Origin of the sequence: Aurantibacillus circumpalustris, assembly GCF_029625215.1 — a bacterium.
GTDB lineage: Bacteria > Bacteroidota > Bacteroidia > B-17B0 > Aurantibacillaceae > Aurantibacillus > Aurantibacillus circumpalustris.
Genome location: NZ_CP121197.1, coordinates 4,398,152 through 4,420,347, shown reverse-complemented (window position 1 = coordinate 4,420,347; position 22,196 = coordinate 4,398,152). Strand labels below are relative to the sequence as shown.

Annotated in this window: 17 protein-coding genes; 7 read left to right on the top strand and 10 right to left on the bottom strand. The window is 33.4% G+C overall.

Translation table 11 applies throughout. The annotated features are described in order from the left end of the window. Positions 1–105 precede the first annotated feature (105 nt). Together thrS and infC are read left to right on the top strand one after the other, a co-directional pair. Positions 106–2,055, top strand: coding sequence for a threonine--tRNA ligase (gene thrS / locus P2086_RS18255; RefSeq protein ID WP_317898205.1), 1,950 nt, complete (start codon positions 106–108; stop codon positions 2,053–2,055). A 287-nt stretch (positions 2,056–2,342) separates the two neighbouring features. Beyond that, complete coding sequence (gene infC, locus P2086_RS18250; protein ID WP_396127443.1) at positions 2,343–2,807, top strand: translation initiation factor IF-3; 465 nt, start codon at positions 2,343–2,345, stop codon at positions 2,805–2,807. A 152-nt stretch (positions 2,808–2,959) separates the two neighbouring features. On the opposite strand, the gene P2086_RS18245 is transcribed toward infC, so the two are convergent. Beyond that, a complete protein-coding gene (locus P2086_RS18245; RefSeq protein ID WP_317898204.1) occupies positions 2,960–5,140 on the bottom strand; it encodes a carboxy terminal-processing peptidase in 2,181 nt (726 codons plus the stop codon). A 160-nt stretch (positions 5,141–5,300) separates the two neighbouring features. On the opposite strand from P2086_RS18245, the gene P2086_RS18240 reads away from it, so the two are divergent. After that, positions 5,301–6,359, top strand: coding sequence for a nucleoid-associated protein (locus P2086_RS18240; RefSeq protein ID WP_317898203.1), 1,059 nt, complete (start codon positions 5,301–5,303; stop codon positions 6,357–6,359). Here P2086_RS18240 and P2086_RS18235 read toward each other — a convergent pair. After that, positions 6,356–6,715 carry a DUF2116 family Zn-ribbon domain-containing protein gene (locus tag P2086_RS18235; protein WP_317898202.1) on the bottom strand — a complete coding sequence of 120 codons (360 nt, stop codon included), beginning with the start codon at positions 6,713–6,715 and terminating at the stop codon, positions 6,356–6,358. The two genes, P2086_RS18240 and P2086_RS18235, sit on opposite strands and share 4 nt — an antisense overlap. A 69-nt stretch (positions 6,716–6,784) precedes the next feature. Continuing rightward, the gene (locus P2086_RS18230; protein WP_317898201.1) at positions 6,785–7,924 is read right to left on the bottom strand and encodes a 5-(carboxyamino)imidazole ribonucleotide synthase; all 1,140 of its coding nucleotides are present in this window, start codon (positions 7,922–7,924) and stop codon (positions 6,785–6,787) included. A gap of 82 nt (positions 7,925–8,006) precedes the next feature. On the opposite strand from P2086_RS18230, the gene P2086_RS18225 reads away from it, so the two are divergent. Further along, on the top strand, positions 8,007–9,227 hold the full coding sequence (locus P2086_RS18225; RefSeq protein WP_317898200.1) for a M20/M25/M40 family metallo-hydrolase: 1,221 nt from the start codon (positions 8,007–8,009) through the stop codon (positions 9,225–9,227). A 3-nt stretch (positions 9,228–9,230) separates the two neighbouring features. Here P2086_RS18225 and P2086_RS18220 read toward each other — a convergent pair whose 3' ends face one another. Genes P2086_RS18220 through miaA form a run of 4 tightly spaced genes read right to left on the bottom strand, consistent with a single transcriptional unit; the run spans position 9,231 to position 13,411 of the window. Then, on the bottom strand, positions 9,231–9,683 hold the full coding sequence (locus P2086_RS18220; RefSeq protein ID WP_317898199.1) for a DUF4293 family protein: 453 nt from the start codon (positions 9,681–9,683) through the stop codon (positions 9,231–9,233). A 24-nt stretch (positions 9,684–9,707) separates the two neighbouring features. Further along, complete coding sequence (locus P2086_RS18215) at positions 9,708–11,216, bottom strand: hypothetical protein (RefSeq protein ID WP_317898198.1); 1,509 nt, start codon at positions 11,214–11,216, stop codon at positions 9,708–9,710. Continuing rightward, entirely contained in the window at positions 11,209–12,477 is a 1,269-nt protein-coding gene (locus P2086_RS18210) for an MFS transporter (protein ID WP_317898197.1), read from the bottom strand. The genes P2086_RS18215 and P2086_RS18210 overlap by 8 nt, the downstream gene beginning before the upstream one ends. Then, positions 12,470–13,411, bottom strand: coding sequence for a tRNA (adenosine(37)-N6)-dimethylallyltransferase MiaA (gene miaA / locus P2086_RS18205; RefSeq protein ID WP_317898196.1), 942 nt, complete (start codon positions 13,409–13,411; stop codon positions 12,470–12,472). Before miaA ends, P2086_RS18210 begins: the two co-directional genes overlap by 8 nt. Positions 13,412–13,500: 89 nt before the next feature. On the opposite strand from miaA, the gene P2086_RS18200 reads away from it, so the two are divergent. The 3 genes from P2086_RS18200 to P2086_RS18190 all read left to right on the top strand — a co-directional run bounded on the left by P2086_RS18200 (position 13,501) and on the right by P2086_RS18190 (position 17,893). After that, positions 13,501–15,012, top strand: a complete 1,512-nt coding sequence (locus P2086_RS18200) for a GDSL-type esterase/lipase family protein (protein ID WP_317898195.1) — start codon at positions 13,501–13,503, stop codon at positions 15,010–15,012. Next, positions 15,009–16,250, top strand: coding sequence for a GDSL-type esterase/lipase family protein (locus tag P2086_RS18195; protein WP_317898194.1), 1,242 nt, complete (start codon positions 15,009–15,011; stop codon positions 16,248–16,250). The genes P2086_RS18200 and P2086_RS18195 overlap by 4 nt, the downstream gene beginning before the upstream one ends. Positions 16,251–16,525: 275 nt before the next feature. Next, positions 16,526–17,893 (top strand): MBOAT family O-acyltransferase, encoded by a 1,368-nt coding sequence (locus tag P2086_RS18190; protein ID WP_317898193.1) that lies wholly within the window; start codon positions 16,526–16,528, stop codon positions 17,891–17,893. Positions 17,894–18,088: 195 nt separating this feature from the next. On the opposite strand, the gene P2086_RS18185 is transcribed toward P2086_RS18190, so the two are convergent. From P2086_RS18185 to P2086_RS18175, 3 genes are all read right to left on the bottom strand, one after another. After that, the gene (locus P2086_RS18185; RefSeq protein ID WP_317898192.1) at positions 18,089–21,172 is read right to left on the bottom strand and encodes an ATP-binding cassette domain-containing protein; all 3,084 of its coding nucleotides are present in this window, start codon (positions 21,170–21,172) and stop codon (positions 18,089–18,091) included. Positions 21,173–21,177: 5 nt separating this feature from the next. Then, positions 21,178–21,672 (bottom strand): hypothetical protein, encoded by a 495-nt coding sequence (locus tag P2086_RS18180; protein WP_317898191.1) that lies wholly within the window; start codon positions 21,670–21,672, stop codon positions 21,178–21,180. A 94-nt stretch (positions 21,673–21,766) separates the two neighbouring features. After that, a complete protein-coding gene (locus P2086_RS18175) occupies positions 21,767–22,195 on the bottom strand; it encodes a hypothetical protein (RefSeq protein ID WP_317898190.1) in 429 nt (142 codons plus the stop codon). Position 22,196: the final 1 nt, after the last annotated feature.

Genomic DNA, 22,196 nt, shown 5'->3' with positions numbered 1-22,196 from the left:
GTTTATTAGTTTGAGTGAAAACAGATGTTTCGTATGTGCATTAATTTTTTTATCTTTACTCTTGAAAAATAAACCTGCGTTGTTTGCAGGTAATAAAAATTTTAAATGATAAAAATAACTCTCCCCGATGGTTCTATTCGCGAATATGAAAAAGGAACAACATCATTGCAAATCGCTCAAAGTATCAGCGAAGGCTTAGCAAGAAACGTTTTAGCCGCAAAAGTAAATAACGAAGTATGGGATGCAACACGCCCAATCTCTTCCGATTCCTCAATAAATCTTTTAACGTGGAACGATGCTCTTGGAAAAGAAACCATGTGGCATTCTTCAGCACACATCATGGCTGAGGCTTTAGAAGCTTTGTATCCAGGTGTTAAGTTCTGGGTTGGACCACCACTTGAAAATGGTTTTTATTACGATGTTGATTTGGATGGTCAAACGTTAACACCAGATGATTTCGAAAAAATCGAACAAAAAATGTTAGAATTGGCACGCCAAAACAATACTTACATTCGAAAAGAAATCTCTAAAAGCGATGCCATTTCTTATTTTAAAGAAAAAGATGATCACTATAAGCTTGATTTATTAGAGCGTTTGGACGATGGAAATATCACACTTTACACTCAGGGTAATTTTACTGATTTGTGTCGTGGACCACACATTCCTACTACCGGATTTATAAAAGCTGCAAAAATTTTAAACATAGCCGGAGCTTATTGGAAAGGCGACGAGAAAAATAAAATGCTTACCCGTATTTACGGAATCACTTTTCCAAAAGACAAAGATTTAAAGGAATATTTAGTTCTTTTGGAGGAAGCAAAAAAACGCGATCACCGTAAGCTTGGTAAAGAACTTGAATTATTTACCTTCTCAGAAAAAGTTGGTTTAGGTTTGCCCTTGTGGTTACCTAAAGGAGCTATGTTGCGCGAACGTTTGATTCAGTTTATGCAAAAGGCGCAAACAAAAGCGGGTTATTTACCTGTGGTTACGCCTCACATTGCGCTTAAAGATCTTTACATTTGCTCAGGTCACTATGAAAAATATGGTGCTGATTCTTTTCAGCCAATCAAAACGCCACATGAAGGCGAAGAATTTTTCTTAAAGCCAATGAATTGTCCGCATCACTGCGAAATTTATAAGTCTTCACCGAAATCTTACAAAGATCTACCAGTACGTTACGCGGAATTCGGAACTGTTTACCGTTACGAACAAAAAGGTGAATTACATGGTTTAACACGTGTAAGAGGCTTTACACAAGATGATGCGCATTTATTTGTACGTCCCGATCAAGTGAAGGAAGAGTTTTGTAAAGTAATTGATCTGGTAATGCATGTGTTTAACGCACTTGATTTTAAGGATTACACAGCGCAAATTTCTTTACGTGATCCTGATAATGGAGCCAAATACATCGGCAGTGATGAAAATTGGAAACTCGCTGAACAAGCTATTATTGAATCAGCTGCCGAAAAAGGACTTAGGACAGTTACTGAGCTTGGTGAAGCGGCATTTTACGGCCCTAAGCTCGATTTTATGGTAAAAGATGCTTTAGGTAGAAAATGGCAGTTAGGAACTATTCAAGTGGATTACAATTTGCCTGAACGTTTTGAGTTGGAATATACTGGCAGCGATAACCTCAAACACCGTCCTGTTATGATTCACAGGGCACCTTTTGGAAGTTTAGAGCGCTTTATTGCGGTTTTAATTGAGCATTGTGCTGGAAATTTCCCTTTATGGTTAACTCCCGATCAAGTCGCTATTTTGCCTATTTCAGAAAAATATAACGATTACGCCCAAAATGTATTAAATTTATTGAGTAACTTTGACATCCGTGGATTTGTAGATGATAGGAACGAAAAGATCGGTAAAAAAATTCGTGATAACGAAATTAAAAAGATACCTTTCATGCTCGTTGTAGGTGAGAAAGAAGAAGCAGAAAAAACGATTGCAGTTAGAGCAAGAAGCAAAGGTGATATCGGTTCATTTACCCCTGAAGATTTTGCAAACTACGTGAAAGAATTAATTGAAAGTGATTTTAAACAAAAAACAGAAATATAAGAAGTTGTAAGTCAAAGGTCATAAGTCAAAAGTCGCGAGTTGAAGATCTCTGCGAGTTATGGACTAACGACTATAGACTAGCAACTTCAGACTAGAATAAACAAAAAGTATAACTAAAAGCGGAGGCAATTATCAACCAAAAGAAACCAAACATCCCATCATCAACAACAACCGGTGGTGACCAAAAACCAGTTTTCAAACAACCAAGGGGTTTAAAAGCGGGCTTCAGACGCCCAGGAGTAAAAGAAGAATTACATAAAGTAAACGGTCGTATTCATGCGCAAACAGTGCGTGTTGTCGGCGATGATATAGAAGCAGGAGTTTACCCAATTCTTAAGGCTTTAGAAATGGCTCGGGAGCAAGGATTAGACCTTGTTGAAATTGCGCCTAACGTAGATCCTCCTGTTTGTAAAATAGTAGACTACGGTAAATTTCTTTACGAACAAAAGAAGAAGGCAAAAGAAATTAAAGCGAAAGCAGCAAAAATTGTTGTAAAAGATATTCGTTTCGGTCCTCATACCGACGATCATGATTTTAATTTCAAAAAGAATCACGCCATTAAATTTTTACAAGAAGGTTGCAAAGTTAAAGCCTACGTATTTTTTAGAGGTAGAGAAATTGTCTTCAAAGTGCAAGGTGAAATTTTATTATTGCGTTTTGCGAATGAATTAGAAGAGTGGGGTAAAGCTGAGCAATTACCAACTTTAGAAGGTAAGAAAATGCTAATGCTAATCGGACCTAGAAAAAAATAATCTTTAATCGAATTAAATAAAAAAAAACCAGAGTCGTATTGATTCTGGTTTTTTTGTTTCGGTTTAAATTTACCCTTCTAAATTTTCCATCTTCCCTTTTCCATCTTACCTTTCCCATCTTCCCTTTTCCCTCTTACATTTTCCATTCACCTTTAGTTAAGGTCATTCAACACATTACTAGCCTCGTATATATAAAGATCCTTAGCAATATTCTGCGCCCATTTACTTTCTCTATTTAAACGCGCTGTATCATCAGTTAATCTTAATTTATCTTCATCTAAAAGTAAGGCATTAAAGCCTTTGATTTCCTTGCGTAAATCTTCATATTTTTTATTCTGATCACGCAATTGTTTTTGTTCTGCTCTAAAGGCTGCAAGATTTAAATTGTACTTGGTGTCATCTTTTTTAATTTTTATTTCTTTTGATTGAGTTTCAATTAAACCAAACTGTGGACTCGTTGCAATACGTTTGTGACTATTCTTAATTACTTTAGAGTAATTAATAGCCGTAAACTCCTGATAGTTGGCACGAGTTATTTCATCCCAAGGCATAGGATTTTCGTACTCTTTTTCGCCACGATCAATTAATGCATAGGGATCTGGCAATTCAATGTCTGGTGTAACGCCTTTTAATTGAGTGGCGCCACCATTAATGCGATAAAACTTTTGTTGTGTTATCTTTACTGAACCAATTGGTTTTATGGTATCAAATTGTTTAAGTAAAAAATCATCAAGATTTAAGAATGACTGAACAGTACCCTTACCAAAACTATTTGTACCCATAATTACACCGCGTTTATAATCCTGAATGGCAGCAGCAAGAATTTCGCTAGCACTAGCACTATTGTGATTAATCAATATAGTTAAAGGACCATCCCAAACAACATCTGGATTTCTATCTTCCATTACATTTAAAGGCAAGTTGCCTTTCCCTTTAACCTGAACTACTGGACCTTTAGTGAAAAACAAACCGGCCATTTCAACAACTTCTTGTAGAGAACCGCCGCCATTGTCACGTAAATCAACTACCAGACCTTTTATATTTTGTTTCTTAAGCTTCTCAATTTCTTTACGCATGTCTTGTGAACAATGACGAGCACCATTTCTTGTAAAGTCGGTATAAAACGAAGGAAGATAAATATAGCCCAGTTTATTTTTGTTATCCAATAAAGCGCTTTTCGCAAAAGTTTCTTCAATCTCAATTACATCTCTGATGATTGGAATTACTTTTAAGCTATTATCAGTTTTCCTAACAGTCAAACGTACCTCCGTACCTTTTTTACCTTTAATAAGTTCAATCGCATCTTCCATGTCCATATTGGTAATATCTACAGGGTCAGCTGCGCCTTGCGCAACTTTAATAATATCATCACCGGCCTTTAAATCGCCTTGTTTGTAGCTTGGACTCCCAACAATAATTTCGCTCACTTTTAAAATACCATCTTTTTGCTGTAGACGGGCTCCGATTCCTTCAAACTGCCCACTCATACCTTGATCGAATCTTTTTTTATCTTTTGGAGCAAAGTATTGCGTGTGTGGGTCATAAACACCTGTAAAAGCATTTGCAAACTCTGAAAAGCGATCACGAGGAGTGATCTTATTTAGACGCTTAAACCAATCTTCCTGCTCTTTTAATGTTTTTTTACGCGCGTCTGTTTCAAGCGAATCAAATAATTTCCCACTTTCAATTTTTTGTTCAATTACATCCATTTTCAACTCCGCATTGTCTACTTGCGCTACGCTTAATTGAGCTTGTGTGATTTTTTTGTCAGACACTGACGCCAAAGAGGAATCTTTTTTCTCTGCTTTATTCAACATATCATCTAAACGAAATAATACCCGGTACTTAAGTACTTTACGCCATTCGTTTTTTAAGTCCTCATTTGTTTTAGCGTAAGGAAGTTTTTTGTAATCTGTTTCGTATTCCTCTTCAGTGGTATGGTCAAAAGGTTGTGACAGTATCTCTTTGCTCCAATCTTCTTTTTCTTTAATGCGTTTTGCCACAATTTCTTGTGCTACAGTAAAAAAATCATGACGTTGAGAAGCAATTTCATCATCAATATCATGACGGTATTTATTTAACTCGTCAATATCACTTTGTAATAAAAATTGCTTATTAAAAGCGTTATGAAGATACAAGTCAAATACTTTTTCACTAAAAGTGTCGTCCAATGTTTGTGGTGAGTAATGTGCCTGATTTAGGCTATCAAATAAAAGACCTAGAATGACATCATTTTTATCGAAAACAAATTTCAGTAAAGTAAATGAAGAAAGTATAGCCACACTAAAAATGATGGCTACTTTTTTAGTGATTTTAGATGTTATTTTTCGCATAGGAAAAGTATTTAAAGCGTTACATACAAAATTAATTTAATAATCAGCAATTACTATTCCGTCCATCACTTATTTTAGCCTCAGAGACTTAAAACTTGTTTAAATATTGTTAAATGAAGAGTGATTAAGAATACTATATTTAACCTTTTAGAAATTAATTATGATCGATTTTTCAAGAGCGCAACTCACACATTTTACAGTACATTTTGTTGGAAATAAGGGTTTAGGAGAAGAACTTACCTGTAGTGAAAAAGTAATAGAGTTTAAAGATGATTTCGTAAAAGAAACAGTCCTTCGTTACTTTTTAACGCCATTTAAAACGGATATCTATTATCAATTCAAAGGCAAAGTAGATATCTCTTTAGCAAGTGTAGCAAACGCAACAGAAGATCTTTTTACTTCACAGAAAAGCTTTGTAGATGTTTCAAAACAAGTAGCAACACACCTATACAATCAAAGTATGCATCCAAAAATTAACGGCGGAGAATTTTTTGTCTGTTATTTTAAAGATGCAATGGTCGACGGTGAACTTTGTGATGCAGTTGGTTATTTTAAAACGGAGAATAAAGAAACCTTTCTAAAAGTTTACCAACATGTGGATGAATTTGATGTGGATTGCGATAATGGAATTAATATCAACAAACTGGATAAAGGCTGCTTGGTGTTTAATACAGAAAAAAAGAAAGGTTATAAAATGAGCATTGTAGACACGAATAACCGTGTAGCAGAATGCGCACTTTATTGGGAAGAAGACTTTTTAAATGCAGTTATAAAACCAAACGGATATTACCATACTAAAAATTTCATGGATACTTCGCGCGGTTTTTGTGAGGAAATTCTCACGGAAGCAAACAATGTGGATAAGAAGGATCAAATGATGATGCTAAATAAGAGTGCGTCTTATTTTAAAGAAAAGGATAATTTTAATTTAAAAGATTTTGAAAAGGAAGTCCTTGTACAACCTGAAATTATTGAAGCTTTTAACGATTACCGTGGTGATTATAATAAGCGGTTAGATCTTACTGCAATTGATGAGTTCGAAGTATCTCAAACAGCTGTAAAAAAGAACGCAAAATACATGAAGAGTGTTGTGAAACTGGATAAAAATTTTCACATCTATATTCATTCAAAACACGATTACGTAGAACGTGGCTTTGATGAAGAGCGTGGGTTGAAATACTACAAATTGTTTTACATAAACGAGGAAACCAACAATTAATCCGATTTTCTTTTTACGATTAAAATCAAATCCTTGTCCTCGATAGGCAAGTATCCAAATTCATAACAAAACGTGTACACGTGATTGTTTTTGGTGGTAATTTGGTTGGTATAGAAACTAAAATTAAAGCCCTTATCAATTAGCTTCTGTTTCGCAATAGTAGTTTTTTCACCAATTAAGGTCTCTTCTAATATGCGACGATTTTTCCTTAACGAGTTATTTATGTTCCTCACATAATTATTAGTATCGCTATTTTGTTTGTTGTTATAAGCATTGCGACACATGTCGCTACAGAATTTTTTATCAACTCTGCCTTTTATAACATCTCCGCACTCTGGGCATGTACGTTTTTCCATAAACCTAAATCCTAAATTTTAAACTAAAAATCTAACTAGTAACTTTATAACTTTCAACTTTTAATGGCGTTAAGCAACAATCTTTAAGGTGTTTTTTACCAACTTAGCCTTCTGCTTAGCCTTCAAAATATCGTTATCTACAATAGTTGCGTGTCCCATTTTTCGGAAAGGTTTTGTAGTTGCCTTCCCGTACAAATGAACATAAACCCCACTAAACTTCAGAACATCTTCGAGACCCTGATAAATTGCGGTTCCTTCATGTCCGAAATCACCAAGTAAATTAACCATTACACCTGCTCTTACGATCGACGTATCACCTAAGGGTAAATTTAAAATAGCACGTAAATGTTGTTCAAACTGCGACGTTACATTGGCTTCAATGGTATGATGTCCGCTGTTGTGAGGACGCGGAGCAACTTCGTTTACTAGTATTTTTCCGTCCTTAGTTAAAAATAATTCAACCGCTAGCAAGCCCACTATTCCTAGCTTTTCAGCAACAGAAGTGGCAATTTTAATGGCTTCTTTTTCAACTGTTTTCTTGATATCTGCGGGACTAAATAAATACTCCACTAAATTAGCTTCCGGGTTAAACTCGCATTCCACAACAGGAAAACACTTAATTTCTCCGCTTTCACTTCTCGCTACAATCACCGAAAGTTCTTTATCAAAATCAACCAAGCGTTCTAACACACTTGGCGCTTCAAAAGCTTTATCTAAGTGATGCGGACTAACAAGCTTAGTAACACCTTTTCCATCATAACCACCGGTACGAAGTTTTTGAAAGAAAGGAAAATAATCAGCGTATTTGCTAATTTGTTTTTTATTTTCCACAAGAAAAAAATCAGGACTAGGAATGTTATTTCTCTGGTAAAACATTTTTTGAGAACCTTTATCTTGGATAAGTTCTATAATATGTGGCTGGGGAAATACTTTTTTTCCTTCTTTTTCTAGGGCTTTGAGCGCTTCAATATTTACGTTTTCAATCTCAATAGTAATAAGGTCTTTATCCTTACCAAAATCGTATACTGTTTCAAAATCTGTTAAACTTCCTTGAGTAAATTTTTTCACCAAATGTCTGCATGGTGCATTTTTATCTGGATCTAAAATGGAAATATTAAGATTTAAATTAATGGCATTTTGTATAATCATTCTACCAAGTTGCCCACCACCTAAAATACCTATATGAAGTTGTTGAATTGTTTTGTCCATTAGTTTTTTATTTCGTTGCAAAGATAGCTATTTACAGATATTATAAAGCCTTAAGCTTGAGGAATAATTTATACCTTTAGGCATGCGTAAAATTAGTATTCTATTCGTTTTCTTTTCTGTTACTTTAACGGGACAGAATTTTAAAGAAAGCACAATAAAACAACATATTTCCTTTTTAGCTTCAGATAAATTAAAAGGCAGGGGTACATCTTCTCCTGAAGAAATATTAGCAGCAAATTATATAGCTACTGAATTTAAAAAACTTGGACTAACAGCATATAATAATTCTTACTTGCGTCCATATAATTTTAAAAAGAATCCAGATCCACATGATACGTCGCTGGTTGGGATAAAGGAAAAATCATCTAATAATGTTGTGGGTTTTCTTGATAACAAAGCACCTTATACCATAGTTATTGGAGCGCATTATGATCACTTAGGTCTAGGACACGACCACAATAGTCTTGATCCAAATCCGGAAGGTAAAATACACAATGGAGCCGATGACAACGCGAGTGGAACTGTTGGAGTAATGGAACTCGCAAGATATTTTTCCTCAAATAATAAAAAAGAGCCTTTTAATTTTTTATTTATGTGTTTTAGTGGTGAAGAACTGGGTTTGCTTGGCTCTAAGAAATGGTGCGATAAACCAGATATTGATCTTTTAACAATAAATTATATGGTGAATATGGATATGATTGGAAGATTAAATGATTCAACAAAAAAAATAATTGTTTATGGAGTTGGGACTTCGCCGGTTTTTGTTCCTCTAATTGATTCCATTCAAACCGCCTTAAGCATTAAAAAAGACAGCAGTGGCATAGGACCAAGCGATCAAACTTCTTTTTATTTAAAAGATATCCCTGTACTACATTTTTTTACTGGTCAGCATAGTGATTACCATAAGCCTTCTGATGATGCAGAAAAAATAAATTATAAAGGTGAAGCGGAAGTGTTGAATTATATTGTGACTATTATTGAAAAAACATATAATTATCCTAAGCTAACATTTAGTAAAACGCGTACTCCTGATACTGGTAAGTCATCTTTTAAAGTGACTATGGGCGTAATGCCAGATTATACTTACGAAGGCGAAGGCATGCGCATTGACGGCGTTACAGATAATAAACCAGCTTTTAAAGCAGGAATCGAAAAAGGAGATGTGGTTAAGAAATTGGGCGAGGATAAAGTATTAGATGTGATGTCTTACATGAAAGCCTTATCAAAATATAATAAAGGCGACTCAACAACTGTTGAAATTTTACGGGGTAAGGAAACCAAAGTAGTGAACCTTACTTTTTAGAATTTATCTAATTCTATCCGCACTTTTCAAAAGTGCAATATCTTTTTTAATGTTACGAGCTGATAATGCAGCGCCTACTGCGCCTATCAATCCAATGATTGTAGCAAGTATCGAATTTTCATAACTAATTCCTTCACCTAATTTCACAACTGGTAAAAATGATACGATTAGTGTAATTCCTAATTGTAGAAATAGCAATGCATAACTCAATTTCACTTGTAATACTCTGTTTTTAAAGAGAAAAATGGTTACAAGAGCTAAAATAGCTGCCATAGCATTTATTGCGGTTCCAATATAATGCCAGATATTCGGGTGCAGTCCTTCTGAATCAATAATAGAAACAGAGACTCCGATTTTAGTACCATTAAAGTTTACAAAATTGCAAGTAACAAGCGATAAAGCTACAGATGTGAAAATGCTTAATAATAAAAAAAGAGTTTGTTTACGTTGAATCATGTTGCGAATTTAAGAATTACAAATTTACCATTTGTAAAGTTTTAATTGGTATTTAACCTCTTCAATTTGGCTCGAAATAACAAAAATTTCAGGACTAATAGTCGTAATAAGAGGTATGGTAGATTCTTTTATTTCTTCGATGGTGTTTATTTTGTAAATCTTTTTTACAGGACTAAGAAAAGAGTAGTTTACAAGATTGTTTCTGGTAAGATGTTTCGAAAGAATCCAGACAGGATTTTTTTCTTGATCTAATTTAAAATACTGTTTTATTGGAAAGTTGAGAGGTTTGTAAAATAATAACTCGTATTGTTTAACGCTATCAATGCAAAGTTTGCCATTCAAATCAAGTTTATCCAAGGTCTGAAAGTACTGTTCAATTAATAGATTCGGGCTAATGACATTCCTTTCAAGCACTAAACGATCTTCATTAGGAATGAGATTAAAGAGGGTGGTATTTGAATAGAGATAACAAACGTTGCTACTAAAACTTTTGAATATATCACCTGTAAAAGAAATTTTGCCATCTGGATTTTTTCTGAGATCGCTAAATCGAAGCATAAAATTACTCGTAGTTTTTTTTACGCCTGTTTTTGTATCGTTGATTGGAACTTTAAAATCTTCTTTAATCTTAATTTCACCAAGTGAATCTATTTCAATATAATAGATAACTAATTGAGGGGATTTAGAAATCAGAAGTTTATTTTCTTTTCTGCTAAATTGTGATTCAGTAAATTTCTGTCCGATAAAACTTATAGATTTATAATTCTTATCAATATAAGCATCTCCATAAAAGTAAATATCATCATCACCTTTGTTGTTTAGCTTAGTTGCTTTTTTTAACTCTCCGGTTTCAGCATTAATTTTAAGTTGCCATTCTCCATTTTTAATTCCATCACTAACTGTCACAAAAAGAAAAATATCGTTTTTGTTTGCGTAAAAAATGTGCGCTGCGTGGATGTTTTTTCTTTCAAAAGGAAATTGCCATTTGAATTCGTAATCAAAATTACTGGTTTCAGATTTTAAAAGATATTTGTTGAGGTAAAATTGTGTGCCAGATGTATCGCTCTCTGTTTTAATTGTGTAAACGGCATTCTTCGCATAAAGAACTTCATTCGTAAATAGAGAAGTGTTATTAAGTCTTGCTATTTCTACATTTTCAAGCTTAGCAATCAATTCAAATTTTTTATTAAAACGAAGAATATTGACGTTGTTTTTAGAAGAAGAATTGCCAGCATTTCCCTTTTTTTGAAAATAAATGTTTAGAAATCCGTGAAGTGTATCCGAATAACTTTCTAAATAACTTTCCGGCACATCTTTACCTATATCAACAAAATTAGTATCAAGTATGTTTAAATCATGATCGAGTTTGTAAACACTTAGTAATAGATTTTGTTTTCTGACCGAAATACCGAAATTATATAATGAGCCACTATAGAGTTGACAATTTCCTTTGTGTAATGCAAATTCTTTAGACTGCCCTTTAACTATACTAAAAATACAAAGGGAAATGAGTACGTATGTAATTTTATTCATCAATGAGACCTTGTTCTTCTTTTTTTGCGTAGTCTAAGATAAGCAAATAATAAAGTACTACGCCAAAAGCATATAAAAGAGATGTAATTAAAAAGATATTTCCAAAACTAAAATTGTAAGCAAACAAGATGGTTACCATAAATCCACTTAATACCCAACTGCCACTCCAAATGGCTGAAGTAAGCGCGCTGGTTATCTCACGGTTATTTCGCCCAACATAATTAAGAACCAGTTCTGAAGTCATTGGTCCTGCCATATTCATCAACGGTTGTCTTAATAAATAACATACTGAAGCAATAACTATTGCAAGGGAATACTGACTATAATATTGAGTCGTAGCTAATGCAACCAACGCAATAACAGCTAAAGATTGTGTTGTAGGAATAGCGATTTTATAACCAATTTTTTCCTTAATTTTTGGAACTAGCATTGCAAAATAGGCTACAAGAATTGAAGCAATAAAACTGAGACTTGAAAACCCACCTTTGCCAACATGATGCACTTTGTCAAAAAACAAACTAATAAAAGGGATGGTCAGTCCTGCACCTGTAGCAATGATAAGCGTTGGCAGTAAGGCTTTTAAAACAACATTCCATTCCGTTTTACCAGACATTTTTTTCTGATTTCCGTTTTCTGGTTCTATTTCAATTGAAACTTCATCAAAATTTTTAATTCTTTTCAGAAAAAATATGCCACCAAAACCAATCAGTGAAAACAGTATTAAAATAAATTTCTCATCAAAAAAAGTAGGATTTATAAAATCAAGAACGGCTATAACAATACCACTTAGTATACCACCAAAGCTCCAGGTGCTATAACTTAATGAAATCGCGGCTGTTTGATTTACTTTTTTTGTGTTGCGAAGAATGAAAGGAAAAATGGGTATTTGCATGAACGTAAATGAGCCCCCCCATAAAATAAGGGTTATAAGCGTTAGCCACTTTATTTGAAAAGCGATCGACAGTACAATGGCGATTCCAAAAAGAGGAACGCAGGTATTTGATAAATAAAACAAAGGCATTACCTTTTTACCTTTAATGTATTTGCCGAGTGGCAGAGCTAAAATAAATACGCCTATAAAACGAAATGTAATAAATAAAGCAATTTCACTGTCGTCAAACCCTTGTCGCGTCATATAAAGGGGAAGGATGTTCATAAAAGTGGCATTTACAGCCTGAATAAAAAACTCCGAGGCAATTGCGTTTTTAACCGGCAACTCCAAAGTTTGATATTCTTTTATGAATGAAAATACTTTAGCCATGACTCATAATAATGTCAATATACCCCGTTATTTTTGAAAAATCATTCGGACTAAACTCCTCAAATTCGTATTTATTTTTAAACCAGGTAATTTGCCGTTTTGCATAATTGCGAGTATGTTGTTTTATTTTTTCTACGGCAGTCTCTAATGACAAACCTCCGTCAAGGTAATCGAATAGTTCTTTGTAACCCACTGTTTTTAATGCGTTCAAATCTTTTTTCGAAACTAATTGCTTCACCTCTTCCAGTAAACCTTCTTGCATCATAAGGTCAACTCGCTTGTTTATTCTGGAATACAGTTCAGCTCTTTCTAAATTAATTAAAAGTTTAACAGCAGTAAAAGAACGCAAAGTTTGTTTTTTCTTAAGGAAGCTAGAGTAGGGAAGCCCTGTGTGATCAATTATTTCAAGCGCACGAATTAATCTCTGAGGATTATTAATATCGACGGAATTGAAATAACTTTCGTCTTTAATTTTAAGTTCTTTTTGCAACCATTCTATTCCTTGTTCTTTAAATTTCGTATTTAATGATTCACGAATTTCTTCGGGAATCTCCGCAAAATCATCCACACCATTTAAAACAGCATCGATATACAAACCTGAGCCGCCCACCATAAAAACAATTTGATGTTCTGTAAATAATTCTTCTAATGTTTTGAGAGCATCTTTTTCAAAATGACCAGCACCGTATAATTCCTCAATGTTTTTTGTGTTCACGAAATAATGCGAAACAGTTTCTAATTGTTCTGTGGTTGGTTTAGCGGTACCTATGTTTAACTCTTTGTAAAATTGCCTTGAATCTGCCGAAAGAACTACTGAAGCGTAATGCTTGGCAAGATCGATTGCTAAATTTGTTTTACCCACAGCAGTGGGGCCCGCAATTACAACAAGATATTTGTTTCGAGAATTAATGCCTGTAAAGTTAAAATCTATCAAATTAAGAACGCATAATTATTCAAATTTCTTTGTGAACAACTCTTTTTCATAACTTTCTTTTAAAAGCGCTTCTTTATTATTTTTATACGATGCACAAACCCTGGCATAGTCTGGTCTTTGGAATTGTTATTTTCTTATTACTGAGCGTGATCGGTTTTACGTTTCCAAAAAACGGATTCGAAATTAATAAGGACCTTAAATTTAGTTTTCCAAAACTGAGCTCATTACTTGGGATAAATTCTGAAAAAAAAGATATTGAAAAAATACTGCAAGCGGTCGACGCTATAGATACTTCGTTTACAATAATTGAGGAGGAGAAAAAATCAAATGATACAATAGAAAAAATTGAAATGGAAGATGTTATAAATGATTCAAATTCTATAACTAAAGTACCAGTATCGCAAATTAAAAATACAGATACTGATATTACTTTAATCACGAACATCCAGGCTCGAAATAAAAATGTTCTCAAGAAATTTTTTACAGCGCTTCACGAACTCAAAAATAATCCTAAATCAATAAGGATTTTACACTATGGCGATAGCCAAATAGAAGGTGATCGAATAACGGATTATTTGCGATTAAAATTACAGGGACAATTTGGTGGAAATGGTCCAGGACTTATATCATTAATGCCGATCTCAAATAGTTTAATTAATCGAGTGACTACTTCTGATGGCTGGGATAGGTATAATGTATTTACGGGTAAGGATAAACGAGTGCCACATGGTAATTATGGGATTCTCGCCGGCTTTACAAGATTCATTGGGTATAAAAGAACTGGCGATACAAATTCAGTTCTTAGTTCAAGCGTTAGTATTACAACTACGAAACTGGGAGGAGAAAATGCAATGACTTACAAAAAGTTGAAATTATTCTATGGGGCTGCAAAAAAAAGAACCTGGTGTGAATTTTACGATGGCCCAGCGCTAATGGCCGCAGATAGTCTCGATACTGGTGGTTTGATGCGAGTTAAAGAGTATAAAGTAGGAAATGGTTCTTTCACGCATACCCTAAAATTCAGAGGTAAAACTAGTCCTGATTTTTACGCGCTTTCTTTGGAAAGTGACAATGGTGTTATGGTTGATAATATCGCCTTACGGGGAAGTAGTGGAACTTTTTTTCATCTAACAAATAATTCGCAGCTTAAACAATTCTACGAGTATCTGAATGTGAAACTAATTATTTTGCAATTTGGCGGAAACTCCCTGCCTGCAATTGAAAATGATGATATGGCTGTTAATTATTCAAACTATATTAAGTACCAAATTTCTTTAATAAAAAAAATGGCTCCAGAAGCAAGCATTATTTTTATTGGACCTTCTGATATGAGTATTAAAAACGGTACAGAATACATTACCTATCCTTATCTTGAAACAATGAGAGATGCTTTAAGAAAAGTTGTTCTCGAAAGTGATTGTGCGTTTTTTGATATGTACGATTGTATGGGTGGAAAAAATAGCATGCCCGAGTGGGTTGAAAAAAAATTAGCAGCGACAGACTATACCCACTTTAGTCCACAAGGCGCAAGAAAAATAGCGACATTATTTTATTCTGAATTAATTAAAGAATATAATGCTTATTTAAAAACAAGAAATTGAAGATAAACTGTAAAATATTTTTTGCATTTGTTAGTATTGCTTTATTGACAAATAAGATTGTGGCGCAAGACAGTGTAAGTAAATATCCATTCATTGCACAAGAATATAATCATCTTTATTTTTCGAGTGATAGCTTATCGTTTTTAAATTTTTTTAAAAAGATAGACAGTTTAAGTATGGGAAAAAAAACAAGAGTTAATATTGTTCATATTGGCGGTTCTCATGTTCAGGCTGGCATCTGGAGTAATGTTTTTCTTGCGGCTTTTCAAGATGAGTATAAAACTACAGGGGGTGGTTACTTTTCATTCCCTTTTAAAATAGCTAAAACAAATAGCCAACCTTATGCTACATCTTTTTCGAATGGAAATTGGGAACGGTGTCGATCAGTTGGCAGAGAGTACTGCCAACCTTTAGGAATGAATGCAATGAATATTTCCACAAACGACAGCACGAATTTTTTCGGCATTTCCTTTACGACAAAAGCAGCATGCAAGAAAGTAAATGTTGTTAAGGTCTTTCATAATTTTAACACAAGTTTCGAATTTAACGCATGCAATCAGGATAGTCTTAAAGTCGAAAGAAAGGATTTTAGAAAAAGTGGGTATACACTTTTTAAATTTCCAATTCCACTCGATTCAGTTATGTTTGAGTTAATCAGAAAAGACACCTTGGTTAAAGATTTTTTACTTTATGGCTTTAGTTTGGAAAGTGATTTAGAGCCAGGCTTTTACCTTGCTGGCTTAGGCGCTAATGGCGCTTCAACCACCTCTTTCTTGCGATGTTCAGACTTAATTCCTCAAATGGAATCATTAAATGGAGATTTGTTTATTTTATCTCTTGGTGTAAATGATACCCAATCGAAAGGGTTTTTAAAAGAAGATTTTATTGAAAATTACGACACCTTGATTAACGTCATTAAAAAAACTAATCCAAATACTGCAATAATTCTCACAACTACTACAGATAATTTTATAAGATATAAAACATCAAACAAAAGAACCATTACTGCAAAGGATGCAGCCTTCGAGCTAATGAATAGACACAATGTTGCTGTTTGGGATCTGTTTTCTATTATGGGTGGATACCGCTCAATGCTTAAATGGCAAAGGGTCGGCTTAGCATCAAAGGATAAAGTGCATTTCTCAAACAAAGGATACACAATAGTAGGAGGCTTAATGTATGAAGCTGTAAACAAGTCCTATATTAATAACCAAAAGAAAAACAAGGAATCGAAATAATAAACTACATAATTAATTACTCTCAAGATAAACCTTTGTTATTTACACAATTGTTCTTCTGGACATTTTTCTTAATTGTACTCTTTTTTTATTCTTTTGTTTATAAAGTCAATAAATTAAGAACCATTTATTTATTAGCAGTAAGTTTATTTTTTTATTTTAAAACAAGCGGTGTATTTGTAATTCTGCTAATATTTACAATATGTAGCGATTATTTCTGGGGTAAGAGAATTCACAAATCTAACACTGTTCTAAATAAAAAAATATTTTTAACTGTGAGTGTTATACTTAATCTTAGTTTGCTCAGCTATTTTAAGTACGCCTATTTTTTTACCGAAAGTTTTAACGACATAACTGGCAATCGTGTACCTTTCTTCAATCATTTCGCGCAATTTTCAAATTCATTTTTCTCAACTCATTTTAGCGTAGATAAACTCTTATTACCTGTGGGTGTATCCTTTTTTACATTTCAATCTCTTTCGTATACAATTGATCTTTATCGCGGTAAAGTCGAGCCTGTAAAAACAATTTTTGATTACGGTTTTTTTGTTTGTTTTTTTCCGCATTTGGTTGCCGGGCCAATTGTGAAAGCCCACGATTTTATTTATCAAATCTACCAACCATATAAATTAGAAAAAAAGGAATTTGGTCTCGCTTTCTTCTGGATCATAAATGGTTTTTGTAAAAAAATTGTTGCTGACTATATTGCAGTAAATTACGTAGATCGCATTTTTGACAACCCACATTTTTATACAGGTATTGAATCAATAATTGGAATTTTTGGCTATTCACTCCAAATCTATATGGATTTCAGTGGGTATACCGATATGGCCATCGGATTAGCATTGATTTTAGGTTTCAGACTTAAAATAAATTTTAATTCACCTTACAAAGCCACGAGCACCAGCGAGTTTTGGAAACGTTGGCATATTTCGCTTTCAACTTGGTTGCAAGAGTATTTGTACATCCCATTAGGAGGTAATAGACATGGAACCCTGGGTTCATACTTCGCTATCACTATCATCGCACTATTTTTAGTTTTTCTGAGCGGTAAACTATGGCTTATTTTGGTGTTTTTATTTGCTACTGTTTTCTTGTTGCTCTTATCTTATTTTTCAAATTCGATTAGAAGAAGTATTAATACAAATATTAATTTAATGGTTACGATGTTGCTTGGAGGTCTCTGGCATGGCAGTAGTTGGCTTTTTATAATTTGGGGTGGATTAAACGGCATTGGATTAATTGTCCATAAATTTTGGAAGAAAATTTCTCCCTTTAAGAACACTAATAATTTAGGTGTTAAAATTATACTAATGCTCGTAACCCTTAGTTTTATTAGCTTCACGCGAATATTTTTTAGAAGTACAAATCTCGAAACGGTAAATGCCATCTTTGATCGAATAGGCAATCATTTAAGTTTTGAGCTTTTTCTAGAAATTATTAAAGGATACAAATTTGTATTTGCTCTTATAGTAATTGGTTACCTGATACACTGGATCCCTGAAAAAATGAAGTCAGCTTACCGCAATTGGTTTGCTTCACGTTCGTTTGTCGTAATGGGACTTCTTGCGTGTATTGCCATATTTCTAATGTATCAGCTTATGAGTGGTGAGATGCAACCTTTCATTTATTTTCAGTTTTAAGAACATTTGAAATTCATTTGGCACCCTTATATGCCCTTATGTTTCTTATGTGGTTCAATCTTTTTTAAGTCGACACCCAATACTGCCAACTGATTACTGAATGCTGCCAACTTATATGCCCTTATGTTTATTATGTGGTTCAATAAAAAAACACCGAAAATTTCTTCCCGGTGTTCAACGCAAATTAATAAAAGCTTAGTATTGTTTTTTCTTCTTAAAAATCGAAAACAAACGTTCAATTCCATCCAATATTTTTTTAAACACATCGAAATAAAGTGTTACAATAAGTATCAAACTCATTAACCATATTATACACATATTAAACCCAAATGTAGAATAGTATCTTCCAAATAAGTTTTTAGTTGGAGCGAAAAAGTGAGCTCTACCAATTTTGGACTCGGTTGGATCTTGAAAGACTGGGTCAGTCCTTTGTATAAAACGCCCGTCTTTTTCTAGGCATTTTTCACCAAAATCATTTTCATTTTTCACCAATTGGATCAAATTACGGTTTTCTGACCTATCCTGTAAATCAACAAGACCTGGATTACCAAGTTTCTTAATCAATTCCGAAATAAGAGCATCTTGCTTTTTACGAGCCGAATTTTCCATGTTAATGTAATAATTCTTCAAAGTATTGTCTAGATAGTCTTTTATTTCTGCAGCCGAATTTTCGTTATATTTTTCTGGCGTAATCTTATCAAGTCCCGGAAATTTCTTTTTGGTAAATTGTTCTTCTTTTTTTAATTCACTGTACAAAAGATCAATATCATATTTTAACTCCGATGCTTTTTTCCCAGCCTTAATTTCATTTCCAATCTTTACAACTTTGTTATTAAGTCTTTGCATCCAGTAGTCTTTTTTGTACGAGGCAGTACTTATTCGTTTGTCAAGTTTATATACATGCTTTTCATAGGCGTTTTCTTTAAATTGATTAACAGCTAATGCTTCAAAAGCCCAACGGCTAGCCATCATTTCCCCAACCACAGGCACGCTTCCTTGAGCAGCAAGTGTTGGGTTTAATTTATCAAATTTAACAACAACACCTGCAAGCAGTAATTGTGGAATAATAAGAAATGGAATTAATATATAAATCGTAACTGCGCTATTAAAGGCTGACGAAATATTTAATCCTAATATATTCGCAAAGCAAGAGGTTGTAAATAAAACAAACCAATAATCGCTGTACATTCCTTCGATGCCAAGTATTGAATTTCCTACGAGAACAAAAGTGAAAGTTTGAACTGCAGAAAGAATAAACATAATAATGATCTTACTCCACAAATAGCTCCCTTTACTTAAGTTTAAAAATGACTCTCGTTTTCTGATTTTTCTATCGCGAATAATTTCCTCAGCACTAACTGTAAGCCCAATAAATAAAGCAACTACAACCGACATAAACATATAGGCAGGAATATTATCATTATCCTTATAGATGTAGCCTTTAATATTTTCTTCATCAACATTAAAATATCTTACCAAGTATGCCAGTATTAAGGCAAGTAAGGGAGCTTCAATAAAGTTAATAAGTAAGTACTGAGTATTTGTCAATTTGCTTTTGACATCACGCGTTAAAAACACTTTAAACTGCTTTAAAATATTCGGAATTTTAAAAATACTCTCAGGGATTTCGGTATGTTTTTTCTCTGAATGTATCTCAGTTTCAATTAATTCTTTGTAGTGAGTATTCCAGGTAACAGGACTAACCTTTCTACTATAAGTTAAATTCCCGTATTCATCTAATACCTTACTTTCTATTATATTAAAAATTTGCTCTGGATTCACATTTCCACAATTTCCACACTCCGATTCTTCAGCATTTACATGATTAACTAAACGCTTAAAATAACTTACTGCATCAACAGGATTACCATAATATATTGGATAACCACCAACATCTAATATCATTAACTTGTCAAACATTTTATATATGTCTGACGATGGTTGGTGAATAACTACAAAAATTAGTTTCCCTTTTAAAGCAAGTTCCTTTAGAAGATCCATAATATTTTCCGAATCACGCGACGATAAACCAGAGGTAGGCTCATCCACAAACAACACACTTGGTTCTCGTATTAATTCAAGAGATATATTTAAACGTTTACGCTGACCTCCTGATATTGTTTTTTCCAAAGGAGATCCCACTTTTAAATGACGGGTCTCGCTTAATCCAATATTTGCCAACAATTCATTACAGTTCTTAGAAATCTCTTCATCAGGCAGATTTCCAAAACAAAGTTTAGCATTGTAAAACAAGTTCTCGTATACAGTCAGTTCTTCTATAAGTAAATCGTCTTGACTAACATGCCCGATTACGCCTTTAATTTCTTCTTGCTCTGTGTGAATATTTTTACCATTAATTTTTACAGATCCACCACTTGGTGTTTCCATACTGTTTAATACATTTAATAAAGTAGATTTACCAGCTCCAGAACCACCCATAATTCCAATCAACTTCCCACTTTCTTCACTAATATTGATATCACGTAAGCCTAATTTTCCGCCCTTAAATTTGTATTCTAGGTTAGTTACTTCAAAGGTAATTCTTGGTCGGGACTCATCATTTAAAAAACGACCAATAATATCACTATAATAAATTGGTTTTATTTTACTCGAACGAATAGAAGATCCAGGAGTGAAAATATGAACGCGATCACTCGAAATTCCTTGACCATTCAATTGTAGTTCTATTTTTCCGTAAATCCTTAAGGCGTACATCGCCACACTTTCAATTTGAATAATGCGAACATCTTCATGCACTGGTTCGCAATACACGTGTTTGCTTTGATTCATGTAACCGCTTGGCTTATCGTTAATAACAAGTATGTTCGGATTATTTGGAACTTTTTCCGAACTATCTTGTATAAACGCTTTTAACAACTGAAATTCATTTGTCGGAATATTGAAAGTATCAGCCACTGTTAAAACAAACTCATACTCTTGCTCTGAAATCTCATTACTTGAATAAATAAATTCAAGTAAACGAATAAGTACAATTACTTTTTGAGGTTGTTCAAGCTCCTGATTAATTTGCGTACAAATCTTTAAAACTTTTACCGAATTTAAAGAAGTTCTTTTTTGTGCGCCTTCTTTACGTTTACTGGCGTTCTGATGTGATTCAAGATATTCGTCGAATATTTTAAGGTAAATTTCAACTTGTTCAAGATTCAGTTGTTGCTTTAAAAAAGATTGTACAATCTGTCGTCCAGTATTGTTTATACCATCTACTTTCGCAATAATGGCAAACATTTGCATCAACGCCCTTAATATTCGTTCACTCATTTTATTTAATTTTTATTTTTTTCTGTGATGAAATCATATAAACATTTAGAAATTTGTTTTACTCGACTAGCATCTTGCCTCGTAAAATCTGTCACAGATTTCGCAAAATAAAGAGAAGTAATACCCGCCTCTTTCAAAGTTGAAATATAATTTTTAAAAACTTCAACTACAAATAATCCACTTGTTTTATCAATTTTAAACTGTTTTGTGTTTTTGACGTAATAACTTTTGCTCCCTGATCGTATCTCGAGAACATCGACCTTATCAAAGTAAAAATTTTGCTTTACAATAAATCTAAGAAAGTACTTATCATCGTTAGTTCGAAATATTCGTACCATCGAAAAATCTTTTAATTGTATTTCAAGGTATTGACCTTGAAGAATCTTTTCCGTTTCCGGTACAGACATGGTATCTGTTACAAAGGCTGTTTCACAGTTTATCTGTCCATAAGCAATTGATGTAATTGTAAGGAAACAAAAAGTGATAAATCTAAGCATCATTAAATATTAAATAGTATAATTTAAGAAACTCCAAGATACAAAAAAAGGATAAAAATGTGTTTTATCCTTAAAATAAAAATCTCTTTTTATAAAATTATTTTTGCTTGAATCCGATAAGAATTACAGCACAACCAGATCCGGGATTTTTATTCACATCAAGTTGAGCTTCAATAATAGTTTCAACTGTTGATTTTACTTTAAAGTCCCAATACGGTGCATTTCTTTGAGAATGATTGCTAAACAATAAATGACGATCTTGATCATAAATATTAAAAATAAGGTTGCCGTCCGACCTTCCACTACAGGCAGCAATACGATAAGTTGTTTCCCCAAAAAATGTGGTATGAAACTCGGCGTATTCTTCTGAATTAAGAAGTAAAGATCTGTATTGTTGTCCGTCTGATATAAAAGTTGAAATAATATGTTTCGCACACATATTAGCTATCGAATCGCATTGAGCTGCCGATTTATTAATACAACTAACCCCTATTATTAAAGATAATACTAAAATAAATTTCTTCATC

Excerpts from the sequence above, each read along its gene's own strand:
- P2086_RS18210 (WP_317898197.1), bottom strand. The coding sequence starts at position 12,477 with ATGGCTAAAGTATTTTCATTCATAAAAGAATATCAAACTTTGGAGTTG.
- P2086_RS18215 (WP_317898198.1), bottom strand. The coding sequence starts at position 11,216 with ATGAATAAAATTACATACGTACTCATTTCCCTTTGTATTTTTAGTATA.
- P2086_RS18240 (WP_317898203.1), top strand. The coding sequence starts at position 5,301 with ATGATCGATTTTTCAAGAGCGCAACTCACACATTTTACAGTACATTTT.
- P2086_RS18200 (WP_317898195.1), top strand. The coding sequence starts at position 13,501 with ATGCACAAACCCTGGCATAGTCTGGTCTTTGGAATTGTTATTTTCTTA.
- P2086_RS18245 (WP_317898204.1), bottom strand. The coding sequence starts at position 5,140 with ATGCGAAAAATAACATCTAAAATCACTAAAAAAGTAGCCATCATTTTT.
- thrS (WP_317898205.1), top strand. The coding sequence starts at position 106 with ATGATAAAAATAACTCTCCCCGATGGTTCTATTCGCGAATATGAAAAA.
- P2086_RS18225 (WP_317898200.1), top strand. The coding sequence starts at position 8,007 with ATGCGTAAAATTAGTATTCTATTCGTTTTCTTTTCTGTTACTTTAACG.
- P2086_RS18185 (WP_317898192.1), bottom strand. The coding sequence starts at position 21,172 with ATGAGTGAACGAATATTAAGGGCGTTGATGCAAATGTTTGCCATTATT.
- P2086_RS18180 (WP_317898191.1), bottom strand. The coding sequence starts at position 21,672 with ATGATGCTTAGATTTATCACTTTTTGTTTCCTTACAATTACATCAATT.
- P2086_RS18235 (WP_317898202.1), bottom strand. The coding sequence starts at position 6,715 with ATGGAAAAACGTACATGCCCAGAGTGCGGAGATGTTATAAAAGGCAGA.
- P2086_RS18230 (WP_317898201.1), bottom strand. The coding sequence starts at position 7,924 with ATGGACAAAACAATTCAACAACTTCATATAGGTATTTTAGGTGGTGGG.
- P2086_RS18175 (WP_317898190.1), bottom strand. The coding sequence starts at position 22,195 with ATGAAGAAATTTATTTTAGTATTATCTTTAATAATAGGGGTTAGTTGT.
- P2086_RS18220 (WP_317898199.1), bottom strand. The coding sequence starts at position 9,683 with ATGATTCAACGTAAACAAACTCTTTTTTTATTATTAAGCATTTTCACA.